22 protein-coding genes and 1 pseudogene are annotated in these 20,517 nt (G+C 70.8%); 17 read left to right on the top strand and 6 right to left on the bottom strand.

The features are described 5' to 3' along the window. The first annotated feature begins 13 nt into the window (after positions 1 to 13). Positions 14 to 649: an acyl carrier protein gene (locus tag ACH4SP_RS37160; RefSeq protein WP_398421907.1), complete on the top strand. Its 636-nt coding sequence runs from the start codon at positions 14 to 16 to the stop codon at positions 647 to 649. 70 nt (positions 650 to 719) lie between these two features. Next, positions 720 to 1,532, top strand: coding sequence for a 4'-phosphopantetheinyl transferase family protein (locus ACH4SP_RS37155; RefSeq protein WP_398421905.1), 813 nt, complete (start codon positions 720 to 722; stop codon positions 1,530 to 1,532). 34 nt (positions 1,533 to 1,566) lie between these two features. Here ACH4SP_RS37155 and ACH4SP_RS37150 read toward each other — a convergent pair whose 3' ends face one another. Continuing rightward, on the bottom strand, positions 1,567 to 2,625 hold the full coding sequence (locus ACH4SP_RS37150; protein WP_398421903.1) for a BTAD domain-containing putative transcriptional regulator: 1,059 nt from the start codon (positions 2,623 to 2,625) through the stop codon (positions 1,567 to 1,569). Positions 2,626 to 2,974: 349 nt separating this feature from the next. Here ACH4SP_RS37150 and ACH4SP_RS37145 point away from each other — a divergent pair, with 349 nt between their 5' ends. Both ACH4SP_RS37145 and ACH4SP_RS37140 read left to right on the top strand, forming a co-directional pair. Further along, a complete protein-coding gene (locus tag ACH4SP_RS37145) occupies positions 2,975 to 3,796 on the top strand; it encodes a BTAD domain-containing putative transcriptional regulator (RefSeq protein ID WP_398421902.1) in 822 nt (273 codons plus the stop codon). Positions 3,797 to 4,003: 207 nt separating this feature from the next. Then, positions 4,004 to 4,762 (top strand): thioesterase II family protein, encoded by a 759-nt coding sequence (locus tag ACH4SP_RS37140; protein ID WP_398421901.1) that lies wholly within the window; start codon positions 4,004 to 4,006, stop codon positions 4,760 to 4,762. A gap of 74 nt (positions 4,763 to 4,836) precedes the next feature. Here the strand turns inward: ACH4SP_RS37140 and ACH4SP_RS37135 are convergent, their stop codons facing one another. Further along, positions 4,837 to 5,811 carry an MBL fold metallo-hydrolase gene (locus ACH4SP_RS37135; protein WP_398421899.1) on the bottom strand — a complete coding sequence of 325 codons (975 nt, stop codon included), beginning with the start codon at positions 5,809 to 5,811 and terminating at the stop codon, positions 4,837 to 4,839. Between the two features lie 191 nt (positions 5,812 to 6,002). Between ACH4SP_RS37135 and ACH4SP_RS37130 the strand changes: the two genes are divergently transcribed. The 9 genes from ACH4SP_RS37130 (at position 6,003) to ACH4SP_RS37090 (ending at position 15,089) form a co-directional block, all read left to right on the top strand. Beyond that, entirely contained in the window at positions 6,003 to 6,425 is a 423-nt protein-coding gene (locus ACH4SP_RS37130; protein ID WP_398421897.1) for a DUF6059 family protein, read from the top strand. 24 nt (positions 6,426 to 6,449) lie between these two features. Continuing rightward, positions 6,450 to 7,517 carry a glucose-1-phosphate thymidylyltransferase gene (locus ACH4SP_RS37125; protein ID WP_398421895.1) on the top strand — a complete coding sequence of 356 codons (1,068 nt, stop codon included), beginning with the start codon at positions 6,450 to 6,452 and terminating at the stop codon, positions 7,515 to 7,517. Beyond that, a complete protein-coding gene (gene rfbB / locus ACH4SP_RS37120; RefSeq protein ID WP_398421893.1) occupies positions 7,514 to 8,650 on the top strand; it encodes a dTDP-glucose 4,6-dehydratase in 1,137 nt (378 codons plus the stop codon). The genes ACH4SP_RS37125 and rfbB overlap by 4 nt, the downstream gene beginning before the upstream one ends. Next, positions 8,647 to 9,003, top strand: a complete 357-nt coding sequence (locus tag ACH4SP_RS37115; RefSeq protein ID WP_398421891.1) for an acyl carrier protein — start codon at positions 8,647 to 8,649, stop codon at positions 9,001 to 9,003. The genes rfbB and ACH4SP_RS37115 overlap by 4 nt, the downstream gene beginning before the upstream one ends. Continuing rightward, positions 9,000 to 9,290, top strand: coding sequence for an acyl carrier protein (locus tag ACH4SP_RS37110; RefSeq protein WP_398421889.1), 291 nt, complete (start codon positions 9,000 to 9,002; stop codon positions 9,288 to 9,290). Before ACH4SP_RS37115 ends, ACH4SP_RS37110 begins: the two co-directional genes overlap by 4 nt. A 119-nt stretch (positions 9,291 to 9,409) precedes the next feature. After that, entirely contained in the window at positions 9,410 to 11,056 is a 1,647-nt protein-coding gene (locus ACH4SP_RS37105; protein WP_398421887.1) for a class I adenylate-forming enzyme family protein, read from the top strand. A gap of 99 nt (positions 11,057 to 11,155) precedes the next feature. Then, entirely contained in the window at positions 11,156 to 12,112 is a 957-nt protein-coding gene (locus tag ACH4SP_RS37100; RefSeq protein ID WP_398421886.1) for an aromatase/cyclase, read from the top strand. A 347-nt stretch (positions 12,113 to 12,459) separates the two neighbouring features. Beyond that, the gene (gene metF / locus ACH4SP_RS37095; protein WP_398421884.1) at positions 12,460 to 13,407 is read left to right on the top strand and encodes a methylenetetrahydrofolate reductase [NAD(P)H]; all 948 of its coding nucleotides are present in this window, start codon (positions 12,460 to 12,462) and stop codon (positions 13,405 to 13,407) included. 143 nt (positions 13,408 to 13,550) lie between these two features. Beyond that, on the top strand, positions 13,551 to 15,089 hold the full coding sequence (locus ACH4SP_RS37090) for an alpha/beta hydrolase (RefSeq protein WP_398421882.1): 1,539 nt from the start codon (positions 13,551 to 13,553) through the stop codon (positions 15,087 to 15,089). A 42-nt stretch (positions 15,090 to 15,131) separates the two neighbouring features. On the opposite strand, the gene ACH4SP_RS37085 is transcribed toward ACH4SP_RS37090, so the two are convergent. Beyond that, complete coding sequence (locus ACH4SP_RS37085; RefSeq protein ID WP_398421880.1) at positions 15,132 to 16,085, bottom strand: RimK family alpha-L-glutamate ligase; 954 nt, start codon at positions 16,083 to 16,085, stop codon at positions 15,132 to 15,134. 220 nt (positions 16,086 to 16,305) lie between these two features. Between ACH4SP_RS37085 and ACH4SP_RS37080 the strand changes: the two are divergent. Together ACH4SP_RS37080 and ACH4SP_RS37075 are read left to right on the top strand one after the other, a co-directional pair. After that, positions 16,306 to 16,690, top strand: a pseudogene (locus ACH4SP_RS37080) (transposase family protein); the annotation flags it as partial. Between the two features lie 146 nt (positions 16,691 to 16,836). After that, positions 16,837 to 17,136 carry a hypothetical protein gene (locus ACH4SP_RS37075; RefSeq protein WP_398422140.1) on the top strand — a complete coding sequence of 100 codons (300 nt, stop codon included), beginning with the start codon at positions 16,837 to 16,839 and terminating at the stop codon, positions 17,134 to 17,136. A 25-nt stretch (positions 17,137 to 17,161) separates the two neighbouring features. Here ACH4SP_RS37075 and ACH4SP_RS37070 read toward each other — a convergent pair whose 3' ends face one another. The 3 genes from ACH4SP_RS37070 to ACH4SP_RS37060 all read right to left on the bottom strand — a co-directional run bounded on the left by ACH4SP_RS37070 (position 17,162) and on the right by ACH4SP_RS37060 (position 19,453). Then, positions 17,162 to 17,503 carry a hypothetical protein gene (locus tag ACH4SP_RS37070; protein ID WP_398421878.1) on the bottom strand — a complete coding sequence of 114 codons (342 nt, stop codon included), beginning with the start codon at positions 17,501 to 17,503 and terminating at the stop codon, positions 17,162 to 17,164. 118 nt (positions 17,504 to 17,621) lie between these two features. Next, positions 17,622 to 18,179 (bottom strand): GNAT family N-acetyltransferase, encoded by a 558-nt coding sequence (locus ACH4SP_RS37065; protein WP_398421876.1) that lies wholly within the window; start codon positions 18,177 to 18,179, stop codon positions 17,622 to 17,624. Then, complete coding sequence (locus ACH4SP_RS37060; protein WP_398421874.1) at positions 18,176 to 19,453, bottom strand: hypothetical protein; 1,278 nt, start codon at positions 19,451 to 19,453, stop codon at positions 18,176 to 18,178. The genes ACH4SP_RS37065 and ACH4SP_RS37060 overlap by 4 nt, the downstream gene beginning before the upstream one ends. 177 nt (positions 19,454 to 19,630) lie before the next feature. Between ACH4SP_RS37060 and ACH4SP_RS37055 the strand changes: the two genes are divergently transcribed. Continuing rightward, the gene (locus ACH4SP_RS37055; RefSeq protein WP_398421872.1) at positions 19,631 to 19,813 is read left to right on the top strand and encodes a hypothetical protein; all 183 of its coding nucleotides are present in this window, start codon (positions 19,631 to 19,633) and stop codon (positions 19,811 to 19,813) included. 190 nt (positions 19,814 to 20,003) lie between these two features. Then, entirely contained in the window at positions 20,004 to 20,465 is a 462-nt protein-coding gene (locus ACH4SP_RS37050; protein ID WP_398421871.1) for a glycine-rich domain-containing protein, read from the top strand. Positions 20,466 to 20,517 lie beyond the last annotated feature (52 nt).

Below are 20,517 nucleotides of genomic sequence, written 5' to 3'. Positions count from 1 at the left end.
GAGACGTTCAGCCATGATGCGTGACCGCAACACCTCCCTCCGGCTGCCAGGGGCGGACCGGGTCGCCGAGGAGGTCCGCGAAGTCCTCGCCGGGCTGCTCCGCACGGATCCCGCGCGCCTCGACCCGGAGCAGACCTTTCGGCTGCTCGGCGTCGACTCGATGCTCAGCGTCGAGTTCGTGGCGCTGCTGAACATCAGGTTCGGCACCGACCTCAGGGCCACCGAGTTGTATGACTACCCGACGCCGAGCGCATTCGCCCGCCATGTCGCGGCTGTGACCGGGGGAGTGGCGGAACTGGGGGAGTCGGGGGAGTCGGGGGCGTCGGGGGAGTTGGCGGAGCGGCGTGTTCCGCTCTTTCCGGAGGCTGCCGTCGCGCCTCCCTTCTCCGGTGGTGGTGATCCGGGTGCCGTCGTCCTGGAGACCCTGCGCGAGCAGCTCGCCGAGATCCTGTACTGCGACGTCTGGGACATCGACGCCGACGCCACCTTCAGCAGCCTCGGGCTCGACTCGATCCTTGCCGTCGAGCTCATCGCGTTCCTCAACCACACGTACGGCATGAACGAGAAGCCCGGGGTGCTCTACGACCGTCCGAACCTGACCTCCCTCGCCGCGTACGCGCATGTCTCGGCCCGTCAGGACCACCCATGACCCAGGCCGTGGCAGGCAGCCGATGAGCGCGAGCAGTACGAGTGCGAGCAGGACGAGTGCGAGGACGAGCGTGAGCGGTACGCGGGCCGGCCGGGACATCGTCCAGCTGTGGTTCTGCCCCAACGAAGGGCTCGACGAGGCGACCGGCACCCTGCTCGCGGGGCACTGGCTGGACGAGCACGAGCACGAGATCGCCCGCCGGTTCCTCTTCGAGCGCGACCGGCGCCAGTACCTCGTCGCCCACTGCCTGGTGCGTCGCGTGCTGTCCCTGGAGACCGGCATCCCCGAGGCCGAGGCGACGATCTGGCGCACCTCGCGCGGTCGCCCCTACCTCCAGGTCCTTCCCACCGAACGCCCCGGCGGCGCAGCAGGACTGGACTTCAACCTCTCGCACTCCCGCGGCTACAACGTCGTCGCCGTCGTCCGGGACCGCCGGGTCGGTGTCGACGTCGAGTGTCTCGACCGCAGTGCCGTACGCGGCTTCGAGCTGATCGTGGAGTCCTTCGCCCCCGAGGAGCGCGCGTACCTCGCCACGATCGAGGCGGGCAGCAGACGTGACCGGGCCACTCTGCGGCTGTGGACGCTGAAGGAGGCGTACGCCAAGGCCCGCGGGCTCGGTCTTGGGCTGCCCTTCGACTCGTTCTCCTTCGAACTCGACGACGGGCAGGGCGTTCGGAGCTTCCGGCCGCCCGCGGACGACACCGCGGACCGCTGGATCTTCGTCGAACTGGAGCCTCGCCCCAAGGTCCTGGTCTCGCTCGCGGTGGAACGTGGCTCCGAGGGTGATGTGCCCGGGCTGCTCCTGCTCCACGACGGCTTCCCCTGGGGCCGCACCCCGCCGAGCGAGGTGGCACTGTCCGCCCGTACATCGGAGTACGTCTGACGGCCCGGACCGTCGGACGTACTCCGCCTCGGGCTCAGCCACCGGAGACCGCCCGGCTCGCCAGCAGGTCGAACCGGCGCACCAGTTCTTCTTGTTCCAGCGAGAGCCGTTCGATGCGGTGCTGCAGCCGGGCGATCTCCCCGCTCAGCCCGAGCACCGTGGCCTCGGCCCCGGATCCGGAACCGGGCGGCACGTCCGGCACCGGCATGGGCACGGGTACTGGCACCGGCATCCGGTGCACCGACGCCGCCCGTGCCGGTGCCGACGCCGATGTCGGCGCCGACGTCAGCGCGGGCACCGTGCCCGGCACCGCGAGCTGCGGGTCGTGTCGGAGGATCGCCTCCATCCGGCTGCGCAGCGCGGGCCCCGGTTCCACGCCCAGTTCGTGCGACAGCTGTCTGCGTGCCCTGTCGTACACGCTCAGGGCCTCCGCCTGTCTCTCGGACCGGTAGAGGGCCACCATCAGCAGGTCGTAGAACCGTTCCCGCATCGGGTGATCCACCGTCAGTTCCTCCAGCTCGCCGATGATCTCGCCGTGCCGTGCCGCCCGCAGACAGCTGCCGTACAGCGCCTCCAGGGCGGTCAGCCGGTTCTCCTCCAGCTGGGCCGCCTCGGACGCGCAGATGTCCCCGCGCACGCTGTCCTCCAGCGCGGGCCCCCGCCACAGGGCCAGCGCACCGCGCAGCAGCCCCCTGGCGCGCTCCGGGTCCCCGGCCTCTCCGGCGAGGCGGCCCTGTGCGGCGAGCTCGTTGAAGCGGTCCACGTCCCGGGTGCCGTGCCCCAGGCGCAGTACGTAGCCGAGGGAGGAGGTCACGATCCACTCGTGGTGCTGGTTGCCCGATCCCGGGGCGGGCGCGGGCAGCAGCCGGCGCAGCCGGGCCACATGGGCCTGCAGTGCGTTCGTCGCGTTGGCCGGGGGAGAGTCGCCCCACAGTTCGTCGATCAGCCGGTGCACGGACACGACCTGCCCCGACCTCACCACGAGGGCACCCAGCAGGGCGCGTTGCTTGGCACCCGTGGGGAGGATTCTCAGACCGGTCCGCTCGTCCTGGATCTCCACGGGGCCGAGAATGCGGAATTGTATCCCTCGCATCGCTCCCTCGCCTTCTCCTCCTCGTGCATCACCGAGCTCGTGCATCACCGAGCTCCGTCTGGTGGTCCGATTCCGGCTTCGGCGAAAGAACCGCACGGCTCTCCGAATTTCGGACCATAGACGGTGTTGTGCCGCAACAGCCCAGGTACGAGCAGGACTTGAGGTCCTCTCGGTGCGTCCTTGAGTTGATTTCGCGCCGTGGAGAATCGCCTGAAGGCCGCTGGAGATCGGTGGGGCAATGGTCTGAACCGGGTTACCTTGCCAGTTGTCCGTCGATTGTTGAAAAAGGACAGCGGTCCGCTGGGTGGCGGAAATTCGACACGCATCGGAGACCGTTACGGAGGAAGCCATGAAAATTCAGGTTCTGGGTCCACTGAGTGCCGACGTCAACGGGATGTCGATCGTTCCGACGGCGGGCAAGCCACGACAGATTCTCGCGCTGCTCGCGCTCTATCCGGGCCGGGTCATGCCCGTGCCCACGCTCATGGAGGAGATCTGGGGCACCGAGCTGCCGCAGAGCGCCCTCACCACGCTTCAGACGTACATCCTTCAGCTGCGCCGCAGGCTCGGCACCGCCATGGGCCCCGGCGCCCCAGGCACCGCCAAGGACGTGCTGGCCACCCGGCACGGCGGCTACCTGCTGCAGATGCCCGCCGAATCCGTCGACGTGCACGAGTACGAGCGGCTGGTCGGCGAGGCGCAGCACGCCTTCGACGAGAACGAGGACGAGAAGGCGGCCGCCACCTACCGCAGGGCTCTGGAGCTGTGGCAGGGGCCCGCACTGGTCGACGTACGGGTGGGTCCCATCCTGGAGATAGAGGTGATGCGTCTGGAGGAGAGCCGGCTGGCGACCCGCGAACGCCGCATCGACGTCGATCTCCGGCTGGGCCGGCATGTGGAGGTCATCGCCGAACTGGTTGACCTGATCGCCCGTCACCCGCAGCACGAGGGGCTGCATTCGCAGGCCATGGTGGCGCTCTACCGGTCCGGCCGGCAGGCCACCGCCCTGGACGTCTACCACCGGCTGCGCCGCCGCCTGGTCGAGGAACTCGGCGTGGAGCCCGCGCCGCAGCTCCAGCGTTTGCACCAGGCGATGCTCGCCGTCGACCCCCAGCTGGACGTCATCTCGGGGCCCCGCCGCAGCTCCACCTTCGACCTGTACGCGGCCTGATTCCGCGCGGCGCCGCACACCGCCCGGCGGGGGGCTGCGGTGTGCGGGCCCGGCGGGGACCGCCGGTGCTCGGCGGTGCCAGCTGGTGGCCGTCGGTGCTCGGCGGTGGCCGGATGTGGCCGGATGTACGCTGTCCGGGCGCCGGTCCGGCGTGCCCGGAGGTGGTGTCGAGCCGTACTCCAGCCGGGTGGACGAGGCTCCGGAGCCATGAACGTAAGGCTGTACTGCTTCGCGCATGCGGGTGCCGGGGTCTCCAGCTTCGACCGCTGGCACGAGCGGTCGGGGCCCGGCGTCGACATCGTGCCGGTGCTGCTGCCCGGCCGGGAGGCCAGACGGAGCGAACCGCGACCGACCGGACGTGACGCGCTGCTCGACGACCTCTTCGGTCCGCTGGCGGCAGCCGCCGCCGGCGGCGGCCCGTACGCCCTGTACGGGCACAGTCTCGGCGGCATGGTGGCGTACACGCTCACCCGTGCCCTGCTCGACGCCGGGCTGCCGGGCCCCGAGTTCCTGGCCGTCGGCGCCATCCCCGCCCCGGACGTCGTGCGTCCCCGGGACACCGGTGACCTCTCCGACGCCGAACTCCTGAGCTTCGTGGGGGACTTGGGTTCTGCCCCCACCGGGCTGCTCGCCGAGGAGGGCAGCATCTGGCACCGCGTCGTCCTGCCCGTACTGCGCGACGACTTCGCCCTGGCCGCCGCCCTGCGCGCCGCCGCCACCGATCCCGCCACCGGCGGGCCGCTGCCGGTGCCGGTGCTGGCCGTCGACGGCCTGTACGACCCGGTGGCCGGTGCCGCAGCCCTGGACGGCTGGCGACGTTGGACCACCGAACGCTGCGTACGCCGCACCGTGCCGGGCGACCACTTCTTCGTACGGGGCCCGGAGATCGCCGAACTCCTGGGCCGGGCCTGCCGGGTGGCACACCGGGCGGCCACCTGGCCGGTGCCGGTCGGGGGTCGGTGCTGAGAGCCGGGAGGAGGGGGCGGCCCACGACTGCGGGCCGCCCCCTCCTCCCGGCGCGTGCGGTGATTACGGCGTAATCAGGCGAGGCAGCAGGGGAGTCCGCCGTGGTGGCTGATCATCTCGCCGAGCGCGCCCTGTCTAACCGGCATGGGCAGCGGCTCCTCGGCGCCCAGTCCGTCCAGTTCCGCGTACGCGCGGTGCAGGTTGGGCACCAGCCGCTCGGTGTCGAGGAGCGTTGCGAACCGGCCGAGGTCCGCGTCCCCGGCGGCCTCCAGCGGGGTGCGGCCGGCCGCCCGGCCCTCCTCGGCCAGCCGCTGCACGAACCGCAGGTACTCCTCGACCTCGTCGAACACCTCGGGGCCGCAGAGCGGGCCGTGGCCGGGCACCACGGTGGTGGCACCGTACGCGCGCAGCTGCTCCAGGGCGGCCAGCGACCCGTTGACGGAGCCCATCAGGCAGAACGGTGTGACCCCCTTCATGACCAGGTCACCGGTGAACAGGACGCGCTCGTCGGGCAGCCACACCACGGTGTCGTTGGAGGTGTGGGCGGGGCCGATGTGCTGCAGCTCGGCCCGCAGCGCACCGAGGTGCAGGGTCAGGCTGTCGCGGTACGTCAGCGACGGCGGCCGCACCTCGATGCGGCCCCACTCCACGTCCGGCCACAGGCCCGTCAGATGCAGCCCGGCCGCGATCATTTCCGTACGGGTGCGCTCGTGGCCCACCACCAGCGCCTCGGGGAACAGGTGGTTGCCGAAGGCGTGGTCGCCGTGGAAGTGCGTGTTGACCACGGTGCGCGGGGCGGCCGCCGGGTTCAGCCGCAGGGCGGCCTCCCGCAGGTGGAGCGAGCGGCTCTCGGTCGCGGCCGTGTCGACCAGGGCGCTCTCGCCGCCGCCGACGAGGATGCCCGAGTTGTTCAGGCACCAGCCGCCGGGCGGCTGGAGGCAGGCGTGCACACCCGGGGCGACCTCGATGACCTGGGCGAACGGAGCGGGCCCGGTCTCCTGGACACGGGTGTCGGGAGTGTCAGGGGTGTCGGTGATGCTGGACGGCACGGCCGGTCTCCTCAACGTAGTCAGCAACGTAGTCAGCAGTTCTCGAAGGCCCGAGTCTTCTGTGTGCGCCTCGCAGCCCGGTCGAGGAAGGCCCGCTCTCCAGGAGCCCTTGAGGAATCCGCGACCGGCCCGCAGGACCGTGGCGCGCAATGTCCCCGGGACGGCCCCGGAGCGCTGTCCAAGGAGCCGGAATGACCGACCAGAAGGCCGGGTACGAGAAGGTCTGGCGCCGTGCCTGCCGCACGGCCCACCGCGCGGTGCTGTGCCCGTTGTGGCAGGGCGTGATCATCCTCGGGCAGAGCTACCTGGCGGGCGAGGTGCGGCGGCACGGCGACACCGGGACGGCGCGCAGCGGCCGCCGCGCCCCGTACGCCACCGCCCCGTACGCCACCGCCCCGTACGCCACCGCCCCGTACGCGCTGCCCGCCGGGCACCCCGAACGGCTGCGCCCCGACCTGCCGCTCACCGACCTCGAACGCGTACTGCTGCGGCAGCTGGACCTGGACCCGGAGCTGGACCCTGACCCGGACATGGGCCCGGACATGGGCGCGGACGTGGACCCGCCCTGGATGCCGGGTGGGACGGGGTACGACCGGGGCCCCAGCGGGATTTGAGCGCCGGCCCCTAGCGTCGCCGCCATGAAGGCACTCGTCCTGTCCGGAGGTTCAGGCACGCGCCTGCGGCCCTTCACCCACACCTCGCCCAAGCAATTGGTCCCGGTGGCCAACAAGCCCGTCCTCTACTACGTCCTGGAAGCCATCGCCGAGTCCGGCATCACCGAGGTCGGCATCGTGGTGGGGGACACCGCGGCCGAGATCCGCGAGGCCGTCGGGGACGGCTCCCGGTTCGGCCTCGACGTGACGTACCTCCCGCAGGCGGCGCCCCTGGGGCTCGCGCACGCGGTGCTGATCGCCCGGGAGTTCCTCGGCGACGACGACTTCGTCATGTACCTCGGCGACAACTTCGTGGTCGGCGGCATCTCCTCGCTCGTCGAGGAGTTCGCCCAGTCCCGCCCCGACGCGCAGATCCTGCTGACCCGGGTCCCCGACCCGACCGCCTTCGGCGTCGCCGAACTCGACGACTCCGGACGGGTGGTGGGCCTGGAGGAGAAGCCCGCCAAGCCCAAGAGCGACCTGGCCCTGGTCGGCATCTACCTGTTCACCCCCGCCGTGCACGAGGCGGTGCGCTCCATCGTGCCGTCCGACCGCGGCGAACTGGAGATCACCCACGCCCTTCAGTGGCTGATCGACCACGGGCGCGACGTGCGCTCCACGACGATCTCCGGCTACTGGAAGGACACCGGCAACGTCGCGGACATGCTGGAGGTGAACCGGTCGGTGCTCGAAGGCATCGAACCGGCCACCGAGGGCACCGTGGACGCCGCCACCGAACTGATCGGCCGGGTCAGGATCGAAGCGGGCGCCGAAGTGCGCGGCTCGCGCATCGTGGGCCCCGCCGTCATCGGCCCCGGCACCGTCATCACCGGCTCCTACGTCGGCCCGTACACCTCGATCGCGGAGAACTGCCGCATCGAGGACAGCGAGATCGAATTCTCGATCGTCCTGCGCGACTCCCACCTCGACGGCGTGCGCCGCGTCCAGGCGTCCCTGATCGGCCGCAACGTGACCGTGACCCCGGCTCCCCGGGTCCCGGCGGGCAACCGGCTCATCCTCGGCGACCACAGCAAGGTGCAGATCCTCACATGACGACTTCACGCAGGACGACCTCACCCCGGACCTCACCCCGGACCTCTCCCGCGCCGGTGCGGCCCGGGGCCGCACCCCGCACGCCCCGCATCCTGGTGACCGGCGGCGCCGGCTTCATCGGCTCGGCCTACGTCCGCAGGCTGCTGGGCCCCGACGGCGACCCGGACGCCCGTGTCACCGTCCTCGACGCGCTGACCTACGCCGGAAACCCGGCCAACCTCGACCCGGTCCGCGACAGCGACCGCTTCACCTTCGTCCACGGCGACATCTGCGACGCACCGCTGGTGGACGCCCTGGTCGCGGAGCACGACCAGATCGTCCACTTCGCCGCCGAGTCGCACGTCGACCGCTCCATACTCGGCGCCGCCGACTTCGTCCGTACGAACGTCTCGGGAACCCAGACCCTGCTGGACGCGGCCCACCGTCACCAGGAATCCGGCTTCGGTACGTTCGTGCACATCTCCACCGACGAGGTGTACGGGTCCATCGACATCGGCTCGTGGCCCGAGACCGACCCGCTGTCCCCCAACTCGCCGTACTCGGCGGCGAAGGCGGCCAGCGACCTCCTCGCCCTCGCCCACCACCGCACCCACGGCCTGGACGTACGGGTGACCCGCTGCTCCAACAACTACGGGCCCTACCAGTTCCCCGAGAAGGTCGTCCCGCTGTTCATCACCCGGCTGCTGCGCGGCGAACGGGTGCCGCTGTACGGCGACGGCGGCAACGTCCGCGACTGGCTGCACGTCGACGACCACGTACGGGGCATCGAACTCGTCCGCACCCAGGGCCGCCCCGGCGAGGTCTACAACATCGGCGGCGGCACCGAACTCACCAACAAGGAACTCACCGGACTGCTCCTCGACGCCTGCGGCGCCGACTGGTCCAGCGTCGACCTCGTCGAGGACCGCAAGGGCCACGACCGCCGCTACTCCGTCGACTGCGGCAAGCTCGCCCGCGAGGCCGGCTATCTGCCCCGCAAGGACTTCGCCGAGGGGCTGGCCGAGACCGTGGCCTGGTACCGCGCCAATCCGGGCTGGTGGGAGCCGCTCCAGCAGCGCTCGACCCTCGCACGCGGCAGCGTCACGCACGATGGCCCGCACGGTGAGCCGAAACAGGCCGAGGAGAGCGCATGACGACTTTGGTGAGCACCGACCTGAGCACCGACCTGAGCACCGACCTGAGCACCGACTTGATCCGCGACCCGATCCGTGACTCGATCCGCGACTCGATCCGCGACTCGATCCGCGACGAACTGCGGATGCGCCTGGCCGAGATCCTCTCCTGCGGGACCGAGGAGATCGACGACGACCGCACCTTCGCCGAGCACGGCCTCGACTCCGTGCTCGGGGTGGAGCTGGTCGCTCTCCTCAACACCCGTTACGGGCTTGAGGAGTTGCTCGACACGGTCTACGCGTACCCCACGGTCCGGCAGCTGAGCGCGTACCTGAGTGCCCGTACGACAGCGCTGGGGGCGACCGCCAAGTGACGTCCACCGACGTACGCACCGAACGCGGAACACCGGCTGCGGACGAGGCGACCGTACGGGCCGCCCTGCTCGACGTCGTCGCCGAGATCCTGCCGGACGTGCCCGCGGCCGAGGTCCGCGACGACCGGAACCTGAAGGACCTCGGTGCCGACTCCGTGGACCGGGTGGAGATCCTCATCACCCTGACCCGCCGGCTCGGCAGCGGGGAAGACATCTCTCGGGTCGCCGCGGTTCCCGACATCGGGAGCCTGATCGCGTACCTGGCGGGCCCGCCGACGACCCCGTAGGCGTGACCCCCGACGGTCCCGGCACCCGTACTGCAGCACTGTTCGAGCGGACTTCGAACCGCCTGCGAGCGCCCTCCCGCAGCGTGGGACACCCACGTCAGCCGGAGGAGGCGTACGCAGTGCCACGACTCACGTACCCGGAACTGCCCCTGGACGGACTGCTGCGCCGTGCGGCCGTACGCGACCCCAAGGGCGCGGCCCTGACCGCAGGTTCCGGCACCACGGACAGTACCCCGCACAGCACCGTCTCGTTCGCCGCCCTCGACACCCACGCCGACCGCGTCGCGCACTACCTGGAGCGCACCCTCGGCCGCCGAGGCGCACGCGTCGGCGTCGCCAACGTGCTCGACCCCGTCTTCCCCGCCGCGTACTACGGCACCGCCCGCAGCGGCAACACCGTCGTCCTGGTCAACCCGCTGATCCGTGAGGGCGCCCTGCGGCACGTCTTCCGCGCCGCCCGCATCGAGGTCGCGTTCGTGCCGTCGGCCACCGCCGAGTTGCTGACGAAGCTCCGCGACGGCCTTCCCGACCTGCGCACCCTCGTGGTCACCGACGCCGACGACGGGGTGGTCCCCGCGGACGCGGTGCCCCTCCGAGTGGCCCTGGAGGGGATGCCCGAGGGGCCCGCCGGGCTCGGCCGGGGTCCGGCCGACCTGTCGTCGGTGGCCTGCGTTCAGTTCACGACCGGCACCACGGGCGACCCCAAGGGCGTCCTGCTCACCCACCGCAACCTCGTCGCGAACGCCGAGCAGATCACCCTCGCGCACGGTCTGGGACCCGAATCGGTGACCCTCAACCACCTGCCGCTGTTCCACACGATGCACCTCAACTCGGCGGTCTCCGCCGGTGCTTCGCAGGTGCTGTGCCGCGACGGCGACTCGTTGGTCTCGCTCGCCCTGGCCGCCCGCTGCGGCGCCACCCACTACTACGGGCTGCCCGCCCGGCTGCACCGGCTGGCCGCCGACCCCCGGCTCGGCGAGGGGGGCGAAGGCATTCCGGCGGGCCCCCGGCTCACCGCCGTCCTGTCCGGCGGCAGCGCCCTCGCCCCCGCCGCCGCCCGCACGCTCCAGCAGGCGCTGCGGGTGCCCGTCGTCCAGGGCTACGGCCTGACCGAACTCTCCCCGCTGGCCCACAACCAGCGCCTCTCCGACCGGGCGCTGCCGGGTTCCGTCGGTCCGCCGGTCCCCGGCACCGAGACCCGCGTCGTGGGCCTCGGCTCCGGTGCGCCCGTCGCCGCCGGGACCAGCGGCGAGATCCAGGTGCGCGGCCCGCAGGTGATGGCGGGTTACCTCGACGGCGCGGACGCCCGGATCGACGCCGACGGTTGGCTGTCCACAGGCGACGTCGGCCACCTCGACGAGGACGGCGGCCTCCACCTGGAGGACCGGCTCGACGACGTCTTCAAGTACGACAACGAACTCGTCTCGCCCACCGCCGTCGAACGGATCGTCGCCGAGGACCCGCGCGTCGCCGAATGCGTCGTCGTCGGCCGGCCCGACCCCGTGCACGGCTGCGTCACCTGGGCGGGCATCGTCCTGCGCGAGGCGCCGGGCAGCAGCAGTCCGTACGGAGCGGAAGCGCCGACCGCACCCCCGGCCGTCCTCGACGCCGTCGTGGAACGCGCCAACTCCCGCCTCTCGGCGGCCGAACGCATCCGCAGTGCCGAGGCACTCGACGCGGTGCCCCGCACCCCGACGGGCAAGCCCGAACGCCGCGGCCTGCGGAGCACACTGCGCACCCTGGCCGCCGCCGAGGCAGCGGCCTGAGCCGCTCCCCTCAAGCCTCCCTCCAGTCGGACCCGTCCGGTCGTCGAGCGGTTCAGGACACGATTCTGACCAGCCCTAGACAGGAAAGAGGATCCGCCCATGTCCGCTGAGCGAGTGCACCGTACGACGCACGAAGTGACCGTCGCCGCACCTGCGGGTGTGGTGTACGGACTGATCGCCGACGCGGTCCGTTGGCCGCTCTTCTTCCCGCCGAACGTGCACGTCGAACAGTTGGAGTTCGACGGGGCCAAGGAGCGCCTGCGGATGTGGGCCACCGCCAACGGGCAGGTGAAGTCCTGGAGTTCGCGCCGCACGCTGGACGCAGGGCAGCACCGCGTGGAGTTCCGGCAGGAGGTGTCCGCACCACCGGTGCGGACCATGGGCGGCACCTGGATCGTCGAGTCCAGGGGCGCGTCGAGCTGTCGGCTGATCCTGGTCCACGACTTCACGGTCGCCGACGACAACGCCGCGGACGCCGCCTGGGTGGAGCGGGCCACCGACACCAACAGCCGCGCCGAGCTGGCCAACCTCAAACAGCTCGCCGAGTGCTGGCAGGACCTGGACGACCTGGTCCTCTCCTTCGAGGACTCGGTACGGGTCAACGGCCCCGCCGAGCTGGTCTACGACTTCCTCTACCGGGTCGGCGACTGGCCCGAACTCCTCCCGCACGTCTCCCGCCTCGACCTCACCGAGGACGAGCCGGGCGTGCAGGTCATGGCGATGGACACCGTCACCGCCGACGGCTCCTCGCACACCACCGAGTCCATCCGGGTCTGCTTCCCGCACGCCGGCCGCATCGTCTACAAGCAGACGGCGACCCCGCTGCTGATGGCGGCGCACACCGGCGAGTGGTCGGTCGTACCGGACGAGACGGGCGTCACCGTCGTCTCGCAGCACAGCGTCGTGCTGCGCCCCGAGAACATCGCGCGGGTGCTCGGCGAGGACGCCGACGTGGCACGGGCCCGCCGGTACGTGCGCGAGGCGCTCGGCCGCAACAGCTCGGCGACGCTCGCCCTCGCGAAGAAGCACGCGGAGAGCGCCGTCACGGTCCTGTGACGGCAGGCCCGGCGCCCGGCCCTCGTGGGGCGGGGCGTCGCGACGGCCGCCCGCCCCCATACGCCCGCACGGCACCACCACGGCAGGCCCAAGAAGCCACGCCGTGCCGCCGCTCGACCCCGAACGGCCCGCGCCGGACGGTTGTTCGCGCAGGCCGCCGCGCGCTCCTACCCCCTGGAGCGCGCGGCGGCCCCGTTCCCGCTTCCTGCGCGTACGCGCACATGCACGGGCGTACGCGAGATGCACGCGCGTACGCGAAATGCCCGCGCGTACGCGAAATGACGGCACGTCAGCCGCATGCCAGCCGCACGTCAGCCGCACGTCAACGAGCCGAGGAGACCCCCGCCATGACCACCCTGCGCGACGCCCTGGCAGACACCGGCGCGCCGAACTTCTCCCCGACCTTCTCCTTCGAGTTCTTCCCGCCGAAGACCGAGGCCGGGAGCCGCGCCCTGTGGCAGGCGATCCGCCGGGTCGAGGCGCTGTCCCCGACGTTCGTCTCCGTCACGTACGGCGCGGGCGGTTCCTTCCGGGACAGCACCGTCGACACCATCACCCGCATCGCCACCGAGACGACCCTGCGCCCGGTCGCCCACCTGACCGCGGTCGGGCACTCGGTGGCTGAACTGCGGCACATCGTCGGCCGGTACGCGGACGCGGGCGTGACCGACGTGCTCGTCCTGCGCGGCGATCCGCCGGGCGACCCCCACGGACCCTGGACCCCGCACCCGCAGGGCTTCACCCACGCCCATGAACTGGTGAGCCTGATAAGGGAGTTGGGCGGATTCAGCGTCGGGGTCGCGGCGTTCCCCGAGCGGCATCCGCGCTCGGCCGACTGGGAGAGCGACATCCGGCACTTCGTCGCGAAGTGCCGGGCAGGTGCCGACTACGCCATCACCCAGATGTTCTTCGACGTGGAGGACTACCTGCGGCTGCGCGACCGGCTCGCGGCAGCGGGCTGCGACACCCCGGTCATTCCGGAGATCATGCCCGCCACCGACGCGAAGCAGATCCGCCGGTTCGCCGAACTCTCCGACGCCCGCTTCCCCACGGACCTCGCGGAGCGCCTCGAAGCGGCCCGCGGCAACCCCGCGGAGGGGCACCGCATCGGGGTGGACCACGCGACCCGGATGGCACGCCGACTGCTCGACGAGGGCGCGCCGGGACTGCACTACATCACCCTCAACCGGTCCACCGCGGCCCTCGAAATCCACCGCAACGTCCGGCCCGCGCCCACACTTGCGTACACCGCCGCGCCTACGCCCACGTACACAAGGAGCCTTCGCGCCGCCTGAGCCCACGGACGGACACGGGCACGGACACGGACAGGCACGGACACGGGCACGGACACGGGCCGAGCTTTTTGGGGGACGACCCCTACCCGGTTTCGGGGTTTCCCCGAGGGTGCCGAGGCGTCCGCCGCCCCTAGCGTGCAGGCATGTCAACTTCCCGCCGCATCAGAGCCTTAGCGGTGGTCGCCGCGGTGCTCGCCGCCACCGCAACGGTCACCACCACTGCCACTGTCACCGCCGCCCCCGACCCATTGGCCCGCTTCCACGCCCAGCGCGTCGACTGGCACGCGTGCGCGCTCGGCGCCGACGACGAGCTCGGCCAGGATCTGGATGCCGCAGGCGCAGACTGCGCCGACATCACGGTGCCGCTCGACTACGCCGACCCCGGCGGCCGCACCCTCACCGTCGCCCTGTCCCGCGTGAAGGCCACCGACACCGCCCACCGCGTCGGCCCGCTGCTGCTCAACGACGGGGGACCCGGCGGCCCCGGCCTCCGCATGCCACTGACCAAGTCCCGGGTGCTGGGCGAGGTCGCCGACCGTTACGACCTGATCGGCATGGACCCGCGCTTCGTCGGCCGGAGCACCCCGCTGGACTGCGGCTGGGGCCTCGGCTCGGCCCCCCTCCGCTCCGCGGGCGCCGACCGGGCGGCGTACCGCGAGGAGGTCGCCGTCGCGCGCGAGCTGGCCGGGCGGTGCGAGCGCGCCCACGGCGACGTGCTGCCGTACGTCACCACCCGCAACACCGCCCGCGACATGGACGTCGTCCGCGCAGCCCTCGGCGCGGACGCCCTCTCCTACCTCGGCTACTCCTACGGCAGTTACCTCGGCGAGGTCTACACACAGCTCTTCCCCGGGCGCACCGACCGCATGGTCCTCGACGGCGTCAATTCCCCGGCGTACTACAGCCAGACCATGCTGCGCGGCACCGAGGCGGCCAACGAGGCGGCCCTGCGCGCGTGGGCGTCGTGGGCCGCCGCACGGCACGGCACCTACGGTCTCGGCGCCACGCGCGCCGAGGTCCTGGCGAAGGTGGAGCACATCCGCGACGCCGCCGCACAGGAGCCGCTGCGGATCGGAAAGGCGCCGTACCTGCTGGACGCGCACGTGCTCCCCTTCCTCTTCATCGGCAGCCTCGGCAGCGACCTCGACAAGGAGCGCGCCAACCTGGCCGCGACCGTACGTATCCTGGCGCGTGCCGCGGACCGGGAGCCGGTCGAGCCGTCCGAACTGCTCGCCGGGCAGCTGGAGTTCCTGCTGACCGGGGCGGGCTCGGCCGCCGCCAGTCAGATGACCGCGATCGTCTGCGGCGACGTGGCCGAGCGGCGCGGCGTCGGCAGCTACTGGCACGCGGTCGAGGAGTCCCGCGAGCGGTTCCCCCTCACCGGGCCGCTCGCCCACAACATCACCCCCTGCGAGTTCTGGGACCGGCCCGTCGAGGCGCCGACCGTGCTCGACAACGACGTCCCCGCCCTGCTCGTCAACGCCACCGGCGACCCCCGCACCGTGTACGCCAGTGCCGAGGCCGTCCGCGCGCAGTGGCCGAGCTCCAGGCTGCTCACCGTGGCGGGCGCCCGCCAGCACGGCCTGTACGGCGAGTACGGCAACGCCTGCGTCGACGAGCGCGTCAACGCCTACCTGCGCACGGGGCGGCTCCCCGCACACGACCTGACTTGCGAGGCGTAGCCCCGGCCGCCGACGGTGCCAGGACCGCCCCGTCGGCGCTCGTCACCCGGCGGAGGCCGACCGGTCCGTCTCCTTGAGGCGGGTCCGGCAGGCGGCCACGAGCGCGGCGGTGAGTTCCTTCCTCTCCTTGCGCCAGCCGACGTTGGCGTTGACCTCGCAGATCGTGAAGCCGCCGTCCGGGGTGAACAGCAGGTCGACGCCCGCGACGCCGAGTCCCAGGGCGGCGGCGGCCCGGACCGCGAGGTCCTCGCCGTGGCGGTAGCGGCCGGTGCACGGTGTGGCGGTCCCGCCCAGGGCCAGGTTGGAGCGGAACTCTCCGCCTGCGGCGGTGCGTACCTGCGCCCCGGCCGCAAGCCCGTCGACGACCACCACCCGCAGGTCCCGGCCGTGGGACGACTCGACGTACTCCTGGAACAGGTACGGGACCTCCTGGCCGAGGCTGCTGTGGACGCCTTGCAGCATCGCGGCGTCCGGCGCCAGGAAGACCTGTTCGCCGCGGTGCCCCCGCACTGCCTTCACCACGCACGGCTGCGGCACCCCCGCACCGATCGCCCCGCCCAGCGGTGCGTCCGCGTAGGTACGGGTGTCGGGCACCGGAAGCCCCGCGAGCGCGAGCTGCTGCAGCTGCCAGAACTTGTTCAGGCAGGCCAGCACCGCATCGGCCGGGTTCAACAGGTCGGTGCCCATCGCCTCAAGGTGCCGCAGCAGGGTGATCTCGCGGTCCGGGTGCGCCACCGGCGTCCACACCCGGCCGTACGCGAGCCTGGGCGCGGCCAGCTCACACCCGTCCAGGTCGTGCAGCGTCAGGCGGCCGCCCCGTACCCCCAGCAGCAGTTCGTCGCTGCGCACCACTGCGAACCGGTCGCCGAACTCCTCGGCCAGCGCGTGCGCGAGGCGGCCGGTGATCGGCCGTTCGGCCAGGCCGGAGCCCAGTACCAGCCACACATCGGCCTTGCCGGTCAGCGGACCCCGACGGCCCGCAGCACCTTCAGTCACGGACACCCCACGTCCTCCCGTTCGTCAGCCCGGCGGACAACCCGCCGCATCCGGCGGCCCACTGTCATATGTGGCAGTGACACGGACAGAACGCCACCACCGTCACCCGAACGACTCGCCTCGCCTCGGCCCGAGACCGAGAGGTCCTGATCGTCCTGTCCGAGGGCCGCCTCCGGTCGCTGATGGTCGCTGTGCGCGTCGCGTTCCCCACCACGCATCCATGATCGACGATCCAGAGATCCACGTCACGGCGTCGGAGCCGTCCTGGACAGCCCCGTCCACCGGGCTGAGCCCGCGCACTTTCGGGAAGTTGGTGACTGCGCTGCGCCGTGAGAGTGCGGATCCGGTGCGGGCGGCGGGGTCGGCCGTGGGGGCTGCCGCTGGAGGATCGGGTGCTGCTGGTCGCCGCGTACTGGCGAACGAACCTGACGATGCGCCAACTCGCTCCGCTCTTTGGTGAATTGGAGTCGGCAGCCGACCAGATCATCGACCAACTGGGCCCGCTCCTTGCGCTCCAGTCCAGGCGCCGGTTCGCGAAGGACACCGTACTGATCGTGGACGGCCCCCTGGTCCCCACCCGCGACCACAGCGTCGCCGAGCAGACCTTAAGAACAGCACGCATCCTGGCACCAGCCATTCCGACGGCGGGCTGTTTACCCAACTCGCAGTGGTGGATGTCCAACAGCGCCATCCTGGTGCAAGAGACTGCCCGTCGAAGGGGGGCGCTATGGCGCACGCAGAGAGTCGCGAAATGCCGGACGAGGAGCCGGACATCGATGGCTACGTCGTCAACCCATCAACGATCAAGGAGATGTTCGGCTTCAACTCGCTGGCGGATGCTTACGAGATGATCCAGTCCGCATCTCAGCTCGGCTTCGGCTACCGCCTCAGCAACGTGATGTGGGCGAGTGCGCAGGCTTCCGAGTCTGGCGACCGGCTCCGAGAGAGTTGGAGGGTGGAGATTCTGGAGGATGTCCCCCTGGACCCTGACGCCTTGGAAAAGACGAAACCGGAGTCGGACGACGCTGTGAAGGGCTCCAAGAAGTCGTGACGCTCAGGTATTCGACGCAGCGCGTCTAGGGGGCGACACTCCGTTCCACACGCCTTCCACGGATCTTGATTTCCAGTTCTGACGGTCGCCGTACGGAATGTTGCCCCTTGAGAGCAGTGCTGGCCTGTCCCTCATCGGGCGATAGATCATCGCGCTCCAGGGAGAAGAACACTACGAATGCTTCCTCGACCTCAGCGTCTTTGACCATTCGCTGGTAGAGGAGGTCAAAGAGCTCCTGGCGGGTCTGCCCTGGGTGCGCGAAGATCCTCCCCGACCCCGTACACATTTCGCCACTCTGGTCGTAGAACATCCGCTTGATGGTCATGATCCAGAACCAGCGTGTGGGCTCTGCCTTCTTGTGAGACATGTCGTGTCCCGTGCTCGAGATCGGCTGAGTGCCCATCCTTGCGCCCGCGGTGAACTGTCGTCCGGTGCTACGTACATAGCGCCAGCCTCCGCCACCCTCTCCACGGTGGCCCGAGATGTCATCGGGGCAGATCGAGCATCAGGACATCGTGGAGTTCTGCCCCCGTCCACGGGTGGGCTTCGCCGATCTTGCGGTATCCCCATGAGAGGTACGCCGACTGTGCTGCCTTGGCGTCTTGACGGACGTTGAGCAGTACCCGCTCGCACTCGGTGCCGCAGATCAGCGCGTCGTGCAACCTGCCCGCGACGCCCTGCCGGCGCCACGGCTCGCGAACGGCAAGCTCCATGAAGCCGAACGTCCGGTGCCCGTCCTCTCGGCGCATGTCATCGGGCACCGGCTCGGCGAGCTGATCCCACCAGCCCGTATGGGACCCGAGCGGATAGCCGAACGCCATGCCGACTCCCTCACCGCTCTCGGTGCGCGCCAAGGCGCCACGGAAGGTGCGCTTGCGGGTCTGCGACCGGAAGCGTCGGAAGGTGGCCGTGACGTCGTCCTCGGTCTCGTTGTAGGGCGGTGCGGCGAACGCTTCCGCGTAGATGAGCCTGAACGCGTCCTCGGCTCGCTGGGCGACCGGCCCGTCCGTGCACTCCACCGTGATGCTCGCCCGTTTCGTCACGCCGTACCTCCTTGGACGGTTTCGCGGATGCGCTCGCCGCACTCGCGGGCCGTCGTACTGTCGATTCGGGCAGCGGCTCGCTCGAACTCCCGGATCTTCCCAAGTAGCCGGGGCGAGGAGATGCCGCCGCACGTGTCGAGTACCGCGCTCATCTCCGCGCACGCCTCGTCGGCCTCCCCGGTATCGAGCAGGACACCCGCGAGCTTCACCCGGTACGAAGCGCTGTTGCGGGCAAGCCCGCCGCCCATACTGCGCACGGCGGCGCGCAGGAACGGCACGGCTCGCTGGGGCTGCTCGGCCCGCACGTACATGTCCGCGGTGGCGTAGTCGACCTCGAACGGCCCAACGAACTGAGCCCAGTTGGGCACTTCAGCGTCACTGTCGGCACGGCCCTGGTGATGAACGGCACGGCTCAGTGCACGGCGTGCCCCGGACAGGTCTCCGGTGTGGGTGGCCACGTTGGCTTCACGCAGGGCAAGCACGAGGTGCACGGTGTGCCCGGCCCCGGCACGAGCAGCAAGGCGATGGGCGTTCTCGACCGCGCTCGCCGCCTCCCACACCCGGTCCGCCTTCACAGCAAGGAGCACGAGGGTCTCAAGGACGGAGACTTGCAAGAGCTGGTTGTCAACGAGCTGCGCCGCGGCGAGGGCCTCCATGCAGGCGGCCCGTCCCTCGTCGATGCGTCCACCGTCGTAGCCGTACCAGGCCCGGTGACCGTGCAGCTCAGCCAGCATCGTTTGGAGCCCTCGGCCGACGCGGCTCGTGTACGAGGACGCGCCCAGGGCGCCCGTGATCTCGTCCTCGATCCGGAGTGCCTGGGTCATGGCCGGCACACTGCCCGCCGTGTGGTCCGTCGCGTACAGACCATCGAGCCTGACCCGCAACCGGTTGAGGTCGGCCGTGCCGACCCTCGGGCCTGACCGAGCGGGCACAAGCGCCCCTGCGGCCAGCCCGCCGACATCGGCGACGAACGTCCTACGCTTCACCTCTTCAGGGTCGCTGATCGGCACCGTGACCGTCACGCGATGCCGGGGGACGTCGAACGCCATCTCGGCCAGCGGCATGCCGAACAGCGCTTCCAGCACGACCTGTTGGCTCGGATGAGGCAACGGTGGGGGTGTCTCGCTCTCCCAACGGCGCAGTTGCCGCACGCTCACCGAGGCGTCCACTCCGAGCTGCGCAGCCTCCTCGGCGAAGGCGCCGACGAACGACGCCTGAGTGTGGCCGGCCTCCCGTCGTAACCCCGCCAGTCCGTTCCCGGGTCTGCCCGCCATGCGATTCCCCTCGCAACCACGGCTCGTGTTCTCACCGTAGTCACTTGGCCTCGACAGCGACCGCGGAAACGTCCGCCCAAACGTCCGGTCGCTCGTTGCCCACGCCCTCGCCTGAAGCGGTGCACTGGTCCTACGTCGCTTCACGGCCGTTCTGAGCTGCGGAAAGGACCAGCCCCCATGGGCATGACCATGCGCGTGTACGAGATCGACAGCAGGACCGGCAAGGTCGTGCGCGAGCGGGGCCGGGTCGTGGTGGGTCTCGGCAACGGGCGTGATGCAACGCTCGTATCCAGTGCGTATCCGCCGTGCCAGTGCTCACGGTGCCGCGTCGCGGCCAAGAGCAGAAAGGGCAGCGATTAAGCGGTGCTGCTCTGGGTCTGCCTGTGCGTTGTGGTCGTCGTGCCGCTCGCCGTCGCAGGCAATCCATGACCATGAGCAGCCCTCGAACTCCCGCCCCTCCGGTATCCGATCACCGTGTTCCCCCACGGCTCACATTCCGGCGGGGCGGGTGCACCACCCAATGTGTCAGCGAATCAAGGAGGTTAGGAACGTGACCACAGCCCAGAAGCACCTCGGGACGGACCCGCGGACACTCATCAAGGCCGACCTGCGGGCAGTCCTCGTTTCCAACATGCGGGACAAGTTCCCAGACCTGACCGAAGAGAAGGCGGACCGCGGCGTCGGTCAGATGCTCGCATTCGTCGCCGCGAGTGCGCACAGCGACAAGCCCCTCAGCCCTTCGCCCCTGGTGGATGACTTCTGGCACGCTTTCCTGCTCCACACGAGGGCGTATCAGGACTTCTGCGAGGAGATGTTCGGCGCGTTCGTGCACCATCAGCCGGGGTTCCTCGACCGCGAAGAGCACGGCGGGGGCAAGGAGCTCCGCGCCCGAACGGTCGACGCGGTTACCCTCGCCGGGTACGAGCTCGACCATGAGTTCTGGCCTGAACTGGATCTGGCGAGCTGCACACAGTGCCACGCCAACTGCCACGACAGCCCCAAGCACGCTTGACCATCCCCGTACCGGTCTCCGGTCTGTGCCACGCTGTGGCTGGGCCGGAGAC

The organism is Streptomyces sp. NPDC021093 (genome assembly GCF_044333135.1).
Classification (GTDB): domain Bacteria; phylum Actinomycetota; class Actinomycetes; order Streptomycetales; family Streptomycetaceae; genus Streptomyces.
This window is presented reverse-complemented; position numbering and strand designations above follow the sequence as displayed.

What these genes read in the sequence shown, in the direction of transcription:
- ACH4SP_RS37150 (WP_398421903.1), bottom strand. Translation starts at nt 2,625, where the DNA reads ATGCGAGGGATACAATTCCGCATTCTCGGCCCCGTGGAGATCCAGGAC.
- ACH4SP_RS37140 (WP_398421901.1), top strand. Translation starts at nt 4,004, where the DNA reads ATGAACGTAAGGCTGTACTGCTTCGCGCATGCGGGTGCCGGGGTCTCC.
- rfbB (WP_398421893.1), top strand. Translation starts at nt 7,514, where the DNA reads ATGACGACTTCACGCAGGACGACCTCACCCCGGACCTCACCCCGGACC.
- ACH4SP_RS37055 (WP_398421872.1), top strand. Translation starts at nt 19,631, where the DNA reads ATGGGCATGACCATGCGCGTGTACGAGATCGACAGCAGGACCGGCAAG.
- ACH4SP_RS37060 (WP_398421874.1), bottom strand. Translation starts at nt 19,453, where the DNA reads ATGGCGGGCAGACCCGGGAACGGACTGGCGGGGTTACGACGGGAGGCC.
- ACH4SP_RS37160 (WP_398421907.1), top strand. Translation starts at nt 14, where the DNA reads ATGATGCGTGACCGCAACACCTCCCTCCGGCTGCCAGGGGCGGACCGG.
- ACH4SP_RS37090 (WP_398421882.1), top strand. Translation starts at nt 13,551, where the DNA reads ATGTCAACTTCCCGCCGCATCAGAGCCTTAGCGGTGGTCGCCGCGGTG.
- ACH4SP_RS37125 (WP_398421895.1), top strand. Translation starts at nt 6,450, where the DNA reads ATGAAGGCACTCGTCCTGTCCGGAGGTTCAGGCACGCGCCTGCGGCCC.
- ACH4SP_RS37145 (WP_398421902.1), top strand. Translation starts at nt 2,975, where the DNA reads ATGAAAATTCAGGTTCTGGGTCCACTGAGTGCCGACGTCAACGGGATG.
- ACH4SP_RS37130 (WP_398421897.1), top strand. Translation starts at nt 6,003, where the DNA reads ATGACCGACCAGAAGGCCGGGTACGAGAAGGTCTGGCGCCGTGCCTGC.
- ACH4SP_RS37100 (WP_398421886.1), top strand. Translation starts at nt 11,156, where the DNA reads ATGTCCGCTGAGCGAGTGCACCGTACGACGCACGAAGTGACCGTCGCC.
- metF (WP_398421884.1), top strand. Translation starts at nt 12,460, where the DNA reads ATGACCACCCTGCGCGACGCCCTGGCAGACACCGGCGCGCCGAACTTC.
- ACH4SP_RS37075 (WP_398422140.1), top strand. Translation starts at nt 16,837, where the DNA reads ATGCCGGACGAGGAGCCGGACATCGATGGCTACGTCGTCAACCCATCA.
- ACH4SP_RS37070 (WP_398421878.1), bottom strand. Translation starts at nt 17,503, where the DNA reads ATGTCTCACAAGAAGGCAGAGCCCACACGCTGGTTCTGGATCATGACC.
- ACH4SP_RS37115 (WP_398421891.1), top strand. Translation starts at nt 8,647, where the DNA reads ATGACGACTTTGGTGAGCACCGACCTGAGCACCGACCTGAGCACCGAC.